This is a genomic window from Sinimarinibacterium thermocellulolyticum, from assembly GCF_040327995.1.
GTDB classification, from domain to species: Bacteria; Pseudomonadota; Gammaproteobacteria; order Nevskiales; family Nevskiaceae; genus Solimonas; species Solimonas thermocellulolyticum.
Genome location: NZ_JBEPIJ010000010.1, coordinates 14,862 through 27,849, shown reverse-complemented (window position 1 = coordinate 27,849; position 12,988 = coordinate 14,862). Strand labels below are relative to the sequence as shown.

Here is a 12,988-nt window from a genome sequence, read left to right as displayed (position 1 = left end):
GCCTCGGCCCCCGGTGCGTCTCACAATCCCAGGCACAGGTACTTGATCTCCAGATAGTCGTCGATGCCGTACTTGGAGCCTTCGCGACCGAGGCCGGACGCCTTGACGCCTCCGAACGGCGCGATCTCGGTCGAGATCAGGCCGGTGTTCACGCCGACGATGCCGGCCTCGATGCGCTCGGCGACGCGCCAGATGCGGCCGATGTCGCGGGCGTAGAAGTACGCCGCGAGGCCAAAGGGCGTCGCGTTGGCCTGGGCGACGACATCGTCTTCGGTGTCGAAGCGAAACACGGGCGCCACGGGGCCGAAGGTCTCCTCGTGCGCGACCCGCATCGCGGCGCTGGCCCCGGCGATCACCGTCGGCTCGAAGAAGCGCCCGCCGCGCGCATGCACCTTGCCGCCGGTGAGGATGCGCGCCCCCTTGGCCGTGGCGTCGTCGATGTGCTCGCGGACCTTGGCCAGTGCGTGTTCGTCGATCAAAGGACCGATCTCGGTGCCGGCCTCGCTGCCGGCGCCGACCTTGAGCGCCTTCGTCGCGGCGGTCAGGCGCTCGACGAAAGCATCGTGGATGCCCGCCTGCGCGTAGATGCGATTGGCGCAAACGCAGGTTTGCCCCGCGTTGCGGAACTTGGATTGCATCGCGCCGGCGACGGCGGCATCGAGGTCGGCATCGTCGAAGACGATGAACGGCGCATTGCCCCCGAGTTCGAGACTGAGCTTTTTGATTGTCGCCGCACTCTGTGCGTAGAGCTGGGCGCCGATCTCGGTCGAGCCGGTGAACGAGAGCTTGCGCACCTTGTCGCTCGCCGTCAGTTCCGCGCCGATCTCGCTCGCGCTGCCGGTGACGACGTTGAGCAGGCCATCGGGCAGTCCGGCTTCCTGCGCGAGCAGGCCGAGGGCAAGTGCCGTGAACGGCGTCTGCGACGCCGGCTTGACCACCACCGCGCATCCGGCGGCCAGCGCCGGGCCGATCTTGCGCGTGATCATCGCCGCCGGAAAGTTCCACGGCGTGATCGCGGCGACCACGCCGATCGGCTGCTTGAGCACGATGATGCGTTTGTCCGGGGCGTGTGAGGGAATGGTGTCGCCGTAGACGCGCTTGGCTTCCTCGGCGAACCATTCGATGAAGCTCGCGGCGTAAGCGATTTCCGCACGTGCCTCGGTCAGTGGCTTGCCCTGTTCGAGTGTCAACAACGCGGCGAGCTCTTCCTGGTGGGCGAGGATGCGCTCGTGGTAGCGCCGCAGGATCACGCTGCGTTCCTTGGCCGTGCGTGCCGCCCAGGCGCCCATGGCCGCCGCGGCGGCGTCGATGGCGCGCCGCGTTTCGTCGCGGCCGAGGCGCGGGACTCGGCCGATGATGGCGCCGGTGGCCGGGTCGTCGACCTCGATCCAGCGTTCACCGGTCACCCAATCGCCGCCGATCAGGCAGGCCTCTCGCTTGAGTCGGGTCATGGGCAACACACTTCGAGGAATGTGCAGCGATCATAATCGGCCGGCGCAACGGCCGCCGTCGCCCATTGCAGGCGCAGGCACATGCGCAATCATCGACAGACCAAGCACCGCGTCCTGCGCGGTACTCGGTGCGAAACGACGCGAGCCGCTACGCAGCTTCGCGCAGGTCGATCTGCCGTCGGTAGCGCTGCGGCGTCAGGCCGGTCCAGCGTTTGAACGCGCGACCGAAGCTGGACTGCTCGGAATAGCCGAGCATCGCGGCGACGTCGTCTAGCGACATGTCGCCCCTTTCCAGATAGGCCTTGGCGAGCTCGATGCGGTGACGCTCGAGTATGTCGGAAAAGCGCAGGCCCTTTTGGCTCAGCGAGGCCTGCAGCGTGCGCACGGAGCTGCCGAGCTTCTTGGCACACTGCTCGATCGAGCAGGTACCGGACGAGAGCGCGCCACGCACGTAGTCTTCGACACGCTCGACGACACTGCGCCGTGATGCCGCGCGCACGCGCTCCAGATAGCCACCGAGCAGGCGAAACAGCAGGCGGTTGGCGCTGGTCAGCGGGTGATCCAGCGACGCCGATGCGAAGGCGATGACGTTGCTGGGCGCGCGACCGCGGAAACGGCAGCCAAACCGGTTTTCGACCTCGGCGAGGTCCTTCTGGCGCACGTCGACGGTCAGGTTGACGTAGCTCGGTCGGAAGGCCGGCCCACCCAGCTGGCGCAACAGCTTGAGGTTCATCAGTGCGCCCTTGTACTGCGCCTGGTCGGTCTGGCCCAGGTCGGTATGCACTTGCCAGCGCAGCTCCGCGATCTCGCGGCCTTCCTCCAATTGGAGCGTCACCAGCGGGCAGTGGGCGACGGGAATATAGGTCACGAAGCACTGCAGCGCTTCGCGTAGGCTGGATGCGGAGCGGCACAGCGTGGCCACCGAGCCGAACACGTCGGGATCCTGGAACTGCGCCAGCCGCAGGCCGAACAACGAATCCTTGAACACATGGCTGCAGTCCTCGAACAACTCGACGACGGCTCTGCTGTCGACGAAGCAGTCGGGGTCACGCATCGCGCGCGGATCGATGTCGTGACGTTCGAGCAGGCGTCGCGGGTCGCCGCCAAGATTGCGGACCAGGTCGCCGAAGCCGGTCAGATTGCCGGCACGGACCTGGCGCTCGACCGGCATGGTGTCGAGCGGACCATCCAGGCTGAAGAAATATCCATCGCTCATCGCTGGCGTCCTTTGCATGGTCTGCAGCCCCGTTCATGGGGTGTCGATTCCTGGGACGGTGCGGGCACCGAGGCGAGCGTCAGTGCCATTGCTCCTCTGGTCAAGAATATCGCGCTTCTGCGAGAAATAATCAACAGTGATGTTTGTTACTCCCGCGCGAGCGCATGGTGCGCCGCAATATATGCCCAGGTCAGTGCAGGGCCGATGCTGCCGCCGGGGCCGGGTTCGGTGTAGCCCATGACCGAGGCGGACGAGGTTCCCGTCGCGTAGAGTCCCGGGATCACCGAGCCGTCCGCGCGTAGGACGCGCGCGTACTCGTCGGTGAGTAGGCCGCCATAGGTGCCGACGTCTCCGGGGTAGAGCGCGACTGCGTAGAAGGGCGCCCGTTCGATCTTGCCGAGCGTGTTCGACGGCCGGTCTGGCGATGCGCGCAGCGGATCGCCTACCCAGCGATCGTAGGCAAAGTCCCCGCGGCCGAAATCGTCGTCGCGACCCTGGTCGACGAAGCGGTTGTAGCGCTCGATGGTCGCGCGCAGGCGTGCGCCGTCGATCCCGCAGGCATCGGCCAGCGCCTCGATGGTGTCGCCGCGGCGCAGGAACTTCGCATCCATCCAGGCTTGCGGCTTCTTTTTGCCCGGCATCGAGCCGGCCAGCATGTACGTCTCCAGATACTGGCTGTCGCAGATCATCCAGCTCGGCACCGCGGTGTCCTTGCGCGCAAGCATGCGTTCGCTGAACTCCGGGTGCGAGCTCGATTCGCGCGCAAAGCGTACGCCGGTGCGATCGACGACGATCGCGTGCGGTTTGCAGATGTCGTTCTGCATCGCGGCTTTGACCTGCATCCGCTCGCTGCCCGGTGGCCACGCGATCTGCATGCCGATGCGCGCCGACATCTGCGCCGTCGCGGCGCCGATGCGCTCACCGGCCTCGATCATCTCGCCGGTGTCGGCTTCGATGGTGCTGGACCAGCTCGCCGATGTGCCGGGGATGTAACGGTCGAGCATGCGCTGGTTGCGGGCGAAACCGCCTGCGTTGATCAGCACGCCGAGCCTGGCGTCGATGCGTTGCGGCGTGCCGTCGATCCGCGCGATCACGCCGCTGACGCGTCCGTTGTCGACGAGCAGCTCGACGACAGCGGCATCCAGACGGATATCGACGCCGGCCTTGAGCGCCGCGAGCAGCAATTGCCCCTGGAGCGCCTCGCCGGCAGTGCGGCGCGCGCGACCAGTCAGCTTGTCCGCGATCGCGCGGCCGAGGATGCGCAGCAGAATCTTCTTCGCCGCGCCGCTGCGCTTGATCAGCGGCAGCTGCATTGCCTCCTCCAGACGGGCCGGCAGCGGGATGAAGCCCGGCCGCAGCTTCGTACGCCACTCGCCGAGTCGTTTGACGTCGAACAGATCCGACACCACCGCGCGGCCGGGAATCGATGCGCCCGGTGCATCGTAATAGTCCGGCCATGATGGGATACGGCGTAGGCGCAGGCCTTGCTCGACGAGGAAGTCCAGCATCTTCGGCGATTGTTCGACGTAAGCCCGGCGGCGCGCGCGACTCGCGGCCGGCGCGTTCTGCTGCTCGCCGACGACGGCGTCGAGATAGCGCATCGCCTGGTCCGCACTGTCGTCGATGCCTTGCTCGCGCATGAAGCGATTCGCCGGAATCCACATCACGCCTCCGGACAGCGCGGTGGTGCCGCCGATCAGGCCGGTCTTCTCCAGGATCACGACACGCTTCCCGGCCGTGCGCATCACCAGTGCCGCGCACAGCGAGCCCGCGCCGCTACCGATGACGATGAAATCGAAAGCATGGTTTGCCGAGCGGTTCGCATCCATCCGGTTCTGCCTCCTGGTTGCAGGGGAGTCGTCGCGCGGAGTCCGGCGACGTTCAGTAATGAACAGCATTGTTGAGTGGTGACAGGAGGCGGTCAAGCGCGACGCTGCCGACTTCAAATAAACAGCAGTGTTGTATGTTAACGGCGATTGTGCGATAAAGACGGCGACGCCGCGGTGAGGTCCTTCCGTGGCTGCGTCGGTATCTGGAGTGACCATGAAAATCCGCATCGACAAGGCGTCCTGCGTCGGCAATGCCCGTTGCGCAGCGGTGGCGCCACAGCTGTTTCCGCTCGACGACGATGGCTACATCGCGGTCAGCGAGATCGAGGTGCCGCCCGGTCAGGAGCAGCTTGCCCGGCGCGGTGCTCGGGCTTGTCCCGAGCGGATCATCGTGGTGGAGGAGGACTCCGCGGACGGAACCGCCACGGCGCCGGACCGCTGAGCGGACAGGAACAGCAGGAGAGTGCGGAATGGATTTTCTGGGATACAAGAACAAGCGTGTCATCGTCAGCGGCTGCTTCTCCGGGATGGGCGAGGCCACCGCACGCCAATTGCTGGCACAGGGTGCCGAGGTGCACGGACTCGACTACAAGCCAACGAATTTGAAGCTGGCGTCGTTCACCCAGGTCGATCTGCGCGAGCCGGCGGCGATCGACGCTGCGGTGGCAAAGATCGGCGGACACGTGGATGCGCTGTTCAACTGTGCCGGATTGCCGCAGACGGCGCCGCCGCTAGACGTGATGAAGGTCAACTACTGCGGCACGCGCCGCGTCACCGAGCAGGTGGTCAAGCTGATGGGCGAGGGCGGCGCGATCGTCAGCATCTCCTCGAACGGTGGCATGGGGTTCTCGCGCCGCATACCGACGATCATGCAGTTGCTGCAGGTGTCCGACTATGCGGCGCAGGTGAAGTGGTGCGAAGACAACGCCGACACCGTGCGTGAGGGCTACGCGTTCTCCAAGGAATGCATCATCGTCTGGACGATGCTGATGTCGAATCAGTTGATCAAGAAAGGCATCCGCATCAACTGCACGATGCCCGGGCCGACACAGACTCCGATGATGAGTCACTTCGAGCGCGCGACCAAGGCCTCAGTGCTCGAAGCGGCGATGCAACCCATCAATCGCCGCTCGACGCCCGACGAACAGGCCGGTCCATTGCTGTTCCTCAACAGTGTGGCGGCGAGTTACGTCAACGGCGTGGCGCTGCCCGTCGACGGTGGCTTCATGGGCGGTATCGCGACCGGCCAGATCGACCCGCGCAGCCTGATGGCCAACGCCTGATCCTTACCGCAGAGCGAGGAGCGACATGAGCCAAGCGACGTTGACCCCGGCAGTGCCCAAGCCCGCCCACATCCCCGATGCGCTGGTCTGTGACTTCGACATGTTCAACGATCCGGGCCTGCTTGCCGATCCTCACGAGCGGATCCTGGAGTTGCTCAGGACTGCCCCCGCGGTGTTCTGGACGCCGCGCAATGGCGGTCACTGGGTGCTCATGAGTCACGAGGCCAACTTCACTGCCTCGCGCGATACCGAAACGTTCTCCAGCGAGTTCATCCCGCCCGAAAAGCTGGCGATGCTCAAGACGATGTTGCCGCCCGGTTCGCCGCACATCCCGATCGCGGTGCCGATCAACCTCGACCCGCCGGAACACACCAAGTACCGGATGCCGCTCAACCGGGTCTTCTCGCCCAAGGCCATTGCGGCGCTCAAGGACAGCATCCGCCAGCTCGCGGGTGAATTGATCGACAAGGTCAAGGCCGACGGCCGCTGCGAGTTCATGACCGCGATCGCCGAACCTTTGCCGGTGCAAGTCTTTCTGAAGATGCTCGGTCTTCCGCTTTCGCGCTGGGAGGAGTACCGGGAGCTGGTACGCGAGCACCTCGCGGCGTCGAATCTCGATCCACGCCGCATGATGCAAAGCATGATGAAGATCGCCGCGAGCATGCGGCCGACCATGCTCGAGCGTCGTGACAACCCGCAGGATGACATTCTCTCCATGCTGTGGAAGGTGGAAGTCGACGGCAAACCGACCACCATCGAGGACATGGAGAACTACGGCGTGCTGTTGTTCATCGCCGGCCTCGACACCGTCATGAACGGCATGGGGCACGGAGTGCGCCATCTCGCGCGCAATCCCGAGCTGCAGGCACAGTTGCGTGCGAATCCCGAGCTGGTCGGCGAGGCCACCGAGGAGCTGCTGCGGCGCTACACCTTCACCGTGCCGCCACGCATCCTGGCCAAGGACGTGGAGTTCATGGGGGCGCCGATGAAGAAGGGTGACAAGGCGATGCTGTATCTGCCGGCTGCCGATCTCGACGCCCGCGAGTTTGCCGATCCGGAGCGGTTCGATCTGAATCGCGAGAACAAGGTCCATATAGCCTTCAACGCCGGGCCCCACCGCTGTCTCGGCTCGCATCTGGCGCGTGTCGAGTTGCAGGTTCTGTACGAGGAGATGCTGGCGCGCCTGCCGACGTTTCGGCTCGACCCCGCGCGGCCACCGAAGTTCCATGGCGGCCACGTGGTCGGTGTTGACGTCTTGCACCTGATCTGGGATGTCTGAGTCGCCGTGAGCCGTCCGTTGCCCCGCCTGGATGCGGACAACCGCTTCTTCTGGACCAGCGGTGCCGATGGCCGCTTGCGGTTCCTGCAATGCCAGGACTGTCACGCCTTCGTGCATCCGCCACGTCCTGTGTGCCGCAACTGCCTGTCCGAGCGCCTGGAAGCGAAGGTGGTCGCGGGTACCGGTGTCGTCGACACGTACACGGTCAACCATCAGAAGTTCCATCCGGCGTTCGAGGTGCCGTACGTGATCGCCCGCATCGCCATCGACGGCGCCCCGGGCGTGATCCTGACCAGCAATGTCATCGGCTGTCCGGTCGACAGCGTCGACATCGGCGATCGCGTGCAGGTGAAGTTCGAGCAGCACGAGGATGTCTGGCTGCCGCTGTTCGAGAAGATCCAGGGATGAAGGGGCAGGCTTACATCACCGGCATCGGCATGTCGGAGGTTGCGGTCCGGCAGACGCGGCATCCACTGTTGCTGACGCTGGACGCCGTGCGCGAGGCGCTCGCCGAGGCCGGACTCACCGTCGGCCAGATCGACGGCGTCTCGACCTATCCGGGCCGCATGCCGGCGTATCTCGGCTTCTCGCCCGTGGGCGCCGATGAGCTGATCGATGCGCTCGGCATCCATGCGCGCTGGTATGCCGGTGGCGGCGAGATCAGCTCGCAGCTCGGTGCCGTCGTCGCCGCGGCGACCGCGGTACGGGCCGGGCTTGCGCGCCACGTGATCTGCTTCCGTACGGTCTACGAGGCCGCAGCGATGGCGCGGCCGGGCGAGTATCCACCGCTGCGCCGCGATCGTGTCGACGGCGCTTCGCAGTGGACCGCGCCGTTCGGGGCGCTCTCGGCGGCGAACTGGACCGCGCAGTACGCGATGCGTCACGTCAAGAAGTACGGCCTGACGCGCGAACAGCTCGCACAGGTCGCGCTGACCGATCGGACGCATGCGCTGCTCAATCCGCGCGCGCTGGTGCGCGAGCCACTGACGATGGAGCAGTACCTGTCCGCGCGCATGATCTCGACGCCGCTGTGCCTTTACGACTGCGATCGCTATACCGATGCGTCGACCGTGCTGATCGTCTCCGCCGGCGATGCGCTCGACGAGGTGTGCTGCGCGCCGGTGCGCATCGCCGCGATGGCCGGCAGCGTCGAGCGCCATAGCTGGGATCAGGCCGAGTGGATGGCCTGCTATCCGACCGGAGCCGAGCTGTGGAAGCACACCGACTACACGCCGGCGGACGTCGACACCGTGCAGCTCTACGACGGTTTCGCGTTCTATCCGATCGCCTGGCTCGAAGCGCTCGGCTTCTGCGGCATCGGTGAGGGCGGGCGCTTCATCGAGGGCGGCACCCGCATCGGCCTGAATGGCGAACTGCCGATGAACACCTTCGGTGGCCAGATCGGCGCCGGGCGTCTGCACGGCTTCGGCTTCGCGCACGAGGCGGTCGTGCAGCTGCGCGGCCTGGGCGGTGCGCGACAGATCCCCGGCAATCCCAAGGTCGCGATCGCGACCTCGGGCGGCGGGCCGCTGGCGACTGCCCTTCTGCTGGCCAGGGACTGAAGCGATGGACGCAGTCGACCGACTTCCCGGCTTTCGACGACGCTTGCTCGTCGAGCGCGGCGCCGATTGGGTGCGAAGCGCACTCGAGGACGACTTCCACTGCATGGCGGTGACACTGCGCCATGATCAAGGCCTCGTCACTGCGGTGGAGCCGCTGATGCGGCGCGCGCCGTGGACCACCTGCCCTGGTGCGGTCGAACGGCTGCGCCTGACGTTCACCGGCGCGGCCCTTTCGGATTTCGCGGGGCGCGGCGACAAGCGTTCGAACTGCACGCATCTGTACGACCTCGCGCTGCTCGCCGCTGCGCACGCCTTCGACACCGCGCCACCGGTCTACGACATCCTGGTCTCCGATCCCATCGACGGCCGGCGCACGGCCGAGCTGCGCCGCGACGGCGTGCGGCTCCTCGGCTGGATCGATCGCGAGCATCGCATCGTCGAGCCAGCCGAGCTCGCCGGACGCCGCCTGGACGAACTGCAGGCATGGATCGATGGACTCGATCCGGTACGGCAGGAGGCGGCGCGCCTGCTGCGTTGGGGCGCGATCATCGCGCACGGGCGCAGCATCCCCATGGAGCGGCAGTCGGACGCGCGGCGCATGCCGCCGAACTGTTACAGCTTCCAGCCGGAGCGGGCGCATGTCGCGCGCCGCGTCGGCGAGGTCCGCGACTTCAGCCGCGGTGGGGCGCAGTTGTTCGACCGGCCTTTCGATATCAACAGCAGCCGTGACGGTCAGGTGACCGTGCGGCGCCTTGCATGAGGAGCACGACATGAAGATGGACGACATGGTGATCGTCAGCGTCGACGATCACATCAGCGAACCGCCGGACATGTTCAAGAAACATCTCTCCGGAGACGACCTCGCGACCGCACCGACGTTCAAGGTGCTCGAAAACGGCACCAGCTACTGGGAATACCAAGGCATGAAGATGCCCTCGGTCGGGCTCAACGCCGTGGTCGGCCGTCCACTCGAGGAATACGGCATGGAGCCGACCTCGCTGGATCAGCTGCGCCCCGGCACCTACGACGTGCACGCCCGTATCGGTGACATGGACGTCAATGGCATCGCCGCGTCGCTGAACTTCGGCAGCTTCCCCGGCTTCGACGGCGGGCGCTTCCACAAGGCGCCGGACAAGGCCAAGTCGCTGGTGCATCTGCGTGCCTACAACGACTGGCACATCCTCGAATGGTGTGGGGCGTATCCTGGCCGCTTCATTCCCTGCGCGCTGCTGCCGACCTGGGACATGGACGCCACGGTGGCCGAGCTCAAGCGCATCAAGAAGCTCGGCTGCAATACCGTCTCGATCAACGAGAACCCGACGGTACAGGGCTTGCCGAGCATCCACAACGCCTACTGGGAACCGCTGTGGAAGACGGTGACCGATCTGGACATCACCATCTGTCTGCACATCGGCGCCGGCAATCCGGCGCCGCACGCGTCGATGGAGACGCCGATCGAGGCCTGGATCACGACGATGCCGATGTCGATCTCGACCGGCGCTGCCGACTGGCTCAATCTCGCCGCGCTGCACCGGTACCCGACGCTCAAGATCGCACTGTCGGAAGGCGGCATTGGCTGGATTCCGTACTTTCTCGAGCGTGCCGACTTCAGTCACAGCCGGCATCAGTTCTGGACGCACTCGCGTTTCAACTTCGGCGATCTCAAGCCCAGCGAGGTGTTCAAGCGTCACTTCATGTGCTGCTTCATCGACGATGCCTTCGGTCTACAGAACCTGCACTGGCTCAACGAAGACCTGGTTGCCTACGAGTGCGACTACCCGCATTCCGACAGCCTGTGGCCGGAAGTACCGGAGCGTCTGTACGAGACCATCAAGCATCTGACCGACGCGCAGATCGACAAGATCACGCACGCCAATGCGCTGCGCTTCTTCAATCACGACATGTTCAAGCATTACAAGCGCGAGGAGCTGACCGTCGGCGCCTTGCGCGCAAAGGCCAAGGCTGCGGGCGTGGACGTGACGCCGAAGTCCTCCGGCGGCGCGGCGCCGCTCGCGCCCGGCGAGAAGCCGCGCGTGGTCACGTCGGGCGATCTGATGCGCATGTTCGCGCACCACTCGAAGGCGGCATGAAGGAAGCGACATGACCGTGACCGTCCACAAACAAGCCGCAGCCGAGACCCTGTCACATTGGATCGGTGGCGCCGCCGTGGCTGGAACCTCCGGCCGTTGGGGCGAGGTGTTCAACCCCAGCACCGGCGAAGTGACGGCCCGGGTGCCATTCGCCTCGGTCGAGGAACTCGATCGCTGCGTGGCCTCGGCCAAGGCGGCGGCACCGGCTTGGGCGGCCACGCCGCCGCTGCGCCGCGCGCGCGTGCTGTTCCGCTATCGCCAGTTGCTCGAAGCGGCCAGCGAGGAGCTGGCACAGACCATCTCGCGCGAACACGGCAAGACCCTCGCCGATGCGCGCGGCGAGATCGTGCGCGGGCTCGAAGTCGTCGAGTTCGCCTGCGGCATTCCCGACCTGATCAAAGGCGAGTACAACGAAAACGTCGGCACCGGCGTCGATGCCTGGAGCGTCCGCCAGCCGCTCGGCGTCGTCGCCGGCATCACCCCGTTTAACTTCCCGGCGATGGTGCCGCTGTGGATGTTCCCGGTGGCGCTGGCCTGCGGCAACAGCTTCGTGCTCAAGCCGTCGGAGCGCGATCCTTCCGCCTCGATGCTGCTGGCGAAGCTGCTCAAGCAGGCCGGGCTTCCCGACGGCGTGTTCAATGTGCTGCACGGCGACAAGGTCGCCGTCGACGGCCTGCTCGCGCACCCGGACATCGCCGCGATCAGCTTCGTCGGCTCGACACCGGTCGCGCGTCACGTGTATCAGCAGGGCACGCTAAGCGGCAAGCGTGTGCAGGCACTCGGCGGCGCGAAGAATCACATGGTGATCATGCCGGATGCCGATCTCGACGATGCCGTCGAAGCCCTGCTTGGCGCCGCTTATGGCTCGGCCGGCGAGCGCTGCATGGCGATTTCGGTCGCGGTCGCGGTCGGCGACGCCTGTGCCGACGCGCTGATCGACAAGCTCGCGCCCAAGGTGCGTGGGCTCAAGGTCGGCCTGCCGACCGAGGCCGCGACCGAAATGGGGCCGCTGATCACCCGTGCACACCGCGACAAGGTCTGCGACTACATCCGGCACGGTGTCGGCGAGGGCGCCAAGCTGCTGATCGACGGCCGCCCCGGCTACGTCGACAAGCCGGGCTTCTTCCTCGGCGGCTCGCTGTTCGACGGCGTGACGCCGCAGATGAAGATCTATCAGGAAGAGATCTTTGGCCCGGTGCTGTCCATCTTGCGGGTGCCGGATCTGGACACGGCGATCCGGTTGATCAACGCGCATCCGTACGCGAACGGCACTGCGATCTTCACGCGCAGCGGCGCGGCGGCGCGCACCTTCACCGCGCAGATCGAGGTCGGCATGGTCGGCGTCAACGTGCCGCTGCCGGTGCCGGTGGCCTTTCATAGCTTCGGCGGCTGGCGCAGCTCCCTGTTCGGCGACCACCACATCTACGGCCGCGAAGGTGTGCGCTTCTACACGCGCCTCAAGGCTATCACCCAGCGCTGGCCCAAGGACGCCGACGCCAGGGCGGAGTTCTCGATGCCGACGATGAAGTGAGGTATCGGCGATCCGTGACTGGAGCCACGTGATGCCTGATGGAACAGCAGTCCTTACGATGCGGCGTACGCGCCGGCGTCAGGATCCGGAGCGCACGCGCGTTGCGATCCTCGAAGCGGCATGCACCCTGCTCGCTAAGGATGGGCCGGAGGGGCTGAGCGTCTCACAGGTCGCACAGCTCGCCAAGGTCAATCGCGGCACCGCCTACCAGCACTTCCAGACACGCGAGCAGTTGCTCGAGGCAACGACCGCGTGGGTCAGCGAAAAGCTGCGCCGTGCGGTGTTCGGCGACGCGCCGTTGAGCAACGCGGTGGCCACGCTCGGCGACGCGCAGGGAGTGGCGCAGCGCATGGCCGAGTTTGCGATGGAGAATCCCGCTCTCGGCCGCGTTTGGCTGTTCGAGCTGTTGGCGTCCAGCCGGCCGGCGAGCGATCCATTCTGGAACCAGTTCAAGACCTCGCTCGAACGATTCGCCGCATCTGATCAGGCACAACCGGGCATCGACGTCGACGTGCACGCGGTCATCGTGCTGATCGGCACGCTGCTGTGGCCGATCTTCGTGCGCGCCGACAGTCGGACCGCGAAGCAGCGGCGCCAGCTCGTCGAGCGCTTCTCCAACGAGATGCTGCGCTTGAGCCTGCAGGGCACGATGCGCCCGGAGAAGTTTCCGGAGCTCGACGCGCATCTGCGCGCGACGCGCGGCGACCGCCCGCGGCGAGCCGGTACCGCGAAGTAGCGCCGGACGGC

At 66.1% G+C, this 12,988-nt stretch carries 12 protein-coding genes; 9 read left to right on the top strand and 3 right to left on the bottom strand.

Annotated features, from left to right (window positions below):
- Positions 1-20: 20 nt before the first annotated feature.
- From ABSH63_RS09885 to ABSH63_RS09875, 3 genes are all read right to left on the bottom strand, one after another.
- Entirely contained in the window at positions 21-1,451 is a 1,431-nt protein-coding gene (locus tag ABSH63_RS09885) for an NAD-dependent succinate-semialdehyde dehydrogenase (protein WP_352889433.1), read from the bottom strand.
- Between the two features lie 148 nt (positions 1,452-1,599).
- A complete protein-coding gene (locus tag ABSH63_RS09880; RefSeq protein WP_352889432.1) occupies positions 1,600-2,667 on the bottom strand; it encodes an AraC family transcriptional regulator in 1,068 nt (355 codons plus the stop codon).
- A 146-nt stretch (positions 2,668-2,813) separates the two neighbouring features.
- Positions 2,814-4,496, bottom strand: coding sequence for an FAD-binding protein (locus tag ABSH63_RS09875; protein ID WP_352889431.1), 1,683 nt, complete (start codon positions 4,494-4,496; stop codon positions 2,814-2,816).
- A gap of 214 nt (positions 4,497-4,710) precedes the next feature.
- Here ABSH63_RS09875 and ABSH63_RS09870 point away from each other — a divergent pair, with 214 nt between their 5' ends.
- Genes ABSH63_RS09870 through ABSH63_RS09830 form a run of 9 tightly spaced genes read left to right on the top strand, consistent with a single transcriptional unit; the run spans position 4,711 to position 12,977 of the window.
- Positions 4,711-4,938 (top strand): ferredoxin, encoded by a 228-nt coding sequence (locus ABSH63_RS09870; RefSeq protein ID WP_352889429.1) that lies wholly within the window; start codon positions 4,711-4,713, stop codon positions 4,936-4,938.
- A 28-nt stretch (positions 4,939-4,966) separates the two neighbouring features.
- Positions 4,967-5,779, top strand: coding sequence for a coniferyl-alcohol dehydrogenase (locus ABSH63_RS09865; protein WP_352889427.1), 813 nt, complete (start codon positions 4,967-4,969; stop codon positions 5,777-5,779).
- Positions 5,780-5,804: 25 nt separating this feature from the next.
- Positions 5,805-7,058 (top strand): cytochrome P450, encoded by a 1,254-nt coding sequence (locus tag ABSH63_RS09860; RefSeq protein ID WP_352889425.1) that lies wholly within the window; start codon positions 5,805-5,807, stop codon positions 7,056-7,058.
- A 6-nt stretch (positions 7,059-7,064) separates the two neighbouring features.
- Positions 7,065-7,466 carry a Zn-ribbon domain-containing OB-fold protein gene (locus ABSH63_RS09855; protein WP_352889423.1) on the top strand — a complete coding sequence of 134 codons (402 nt, stop codon included), beginning with the start codon at positions 7,065-7,067 and terminating at the stop codon, positions 7,464-7,466.
- Complete coding sequence (locus ABSH63_RS09850) at positions 7,463-8,620, top strand: thiolase family protein (protein WP_352889421.1); 1,158 nt, start codon at positions 7,463-7,465, stop codon at positions 8,618-8,620. The genes ABSH63_RS09855 and ABSH63_RS09850 overlap by 4 nt, the downstream gene beginning before the upstream one ends.
- A gap of 4 nt (positions 8,621-8,624) precedes the next feature.
- Positions 8,625-9,380 (top strand): hypothetical protein, encoded by a 756-nt coding sequence (locus ABSH63_RS09845; protein WP_352889420.1) that lies wholly within the window; start codon positions 8,625-8,627, stop codon positions 9,378-9,380.
- 10 nt (positions 9,381-9,390) lie between these two features.
- Positions 9,391-10,710 (top strand): amidohydrolase family protein, encoded by a 1,320-nt coding sequence (locus ABSH63_RS09840; RefSeq protein ID WP_352889418.1) that lies wholly within the window; start codon positions 9,391-9,393, stop codon positions 10,708-10,710.
- A gap of 10 nt (positions 10,711-10,720) precedes the next feature.
- A complete protein-coding gene (locus tag ABSH63_RS09835) occupies positions 10,721-12,241 on the top strand; it encodes a CoA-acylating methylmalonate-semialdehyde dehydrogenase (RefSeq protein ID WP_352889416.1) in 1,521 nt (506 codons plus the stop codon).
- Between the two features lie 58 nt (positions 12,242-12,299).
- On the top strand, positions 12,300-12,977 hold the full coding sequence (locus ABSH63_RS09830; protein ID WP_352889414.1) for a TetR/AcrR family transcriptional regulator: 678 nt from the start codon (positions 12,300-12,302) through the stop codon (positions 12,975-12,977).
- Positions 12,978-12,988 lie beyond the last annotated feature (11 nt).

Excerpts from the sequence above, each read along its gene's own strand:
- ABSH63_RS09885 (WP_352889433.1), bottom strand. The coding sequence starts at position 1,451 with ATGACCCGACTCAAGCGAGAGGCCTGCCTGATCGGCGGCGATTGGGTG.
- ABSH63_RS09880 (WP_352889432.1), bottom strand. The coding sequence starts at position 2,667 with ATGAGCGATGGATATTTCTTCAGCCTGGATGGTCCGCTCGACACCATG.
- ABSH63_RS09875 (WP_352889431.1), bottom strand. The coding sequence starts at position 4,496 with ATGGATGCGAACCGCTCGGCAAACCATGCTTTCGATTTCATCGTCATC.
- ABSH63_RS09870 (WP_352889429.1), top strand. The coding sequence starts at position 4,711 with ATGAAAATCCGCATCGACAAGGCGTCCTGCGTCGGCAATGCCCGTTGC.
- ABSH63_RS09865 (WP_352889427.1), top strand. The coding sequence starts at position 4,967 with ATGGATTTTCTGGGATACAAGAACAAGCGTGTCATCGTCAGCGGCTGC.
- ABSH63_RS09860 (WP_352889425.1), top strand. The coding sequence starts at position 5,805 with ATGAGCCAAGCGACGTTGACCCCGGCAGTGCCCAAGCCCGCCCACATC.
- ABSH63_RS09850 (WP_352889421.1), top strand. The coding sequence starts at position 7,463 with ATGAAGGGGCAGGCTTACATCACCGGCATCGGCATGTCGGAGGTTGCG.
- ABSH63_RS09845 (WP_352889420.1), top strand. The coding sequence starts at position 8,625 with ATGGACGCAGTCGACCGACTTCCCGGCTTTCGACGACGCTTGCTCGTC.
- ABSH63_RS09840 (WP_352889418.1), top strand. The coding sequence starts at position 9,391 with ATGAAGATGGACGACATGGTGATCGTCAGCGTCGACGATCACATCAGC.
- ABSH63_RS09835 (WP_352889416.1), top strand. The coding sequence starts at position 10,721 with ATGACCGTGACCGTCCACAAACAAGCCGCAGCCGAGACCCTGTCACAT.
- ABSH63_RS09830 (WP_352889414.1), top strand. The coding sequence starts at position 12,300 with ATGCGGCGTACGCGCCGGCGTCAGGATCCGGAGCGCACGCGCGTTGCG.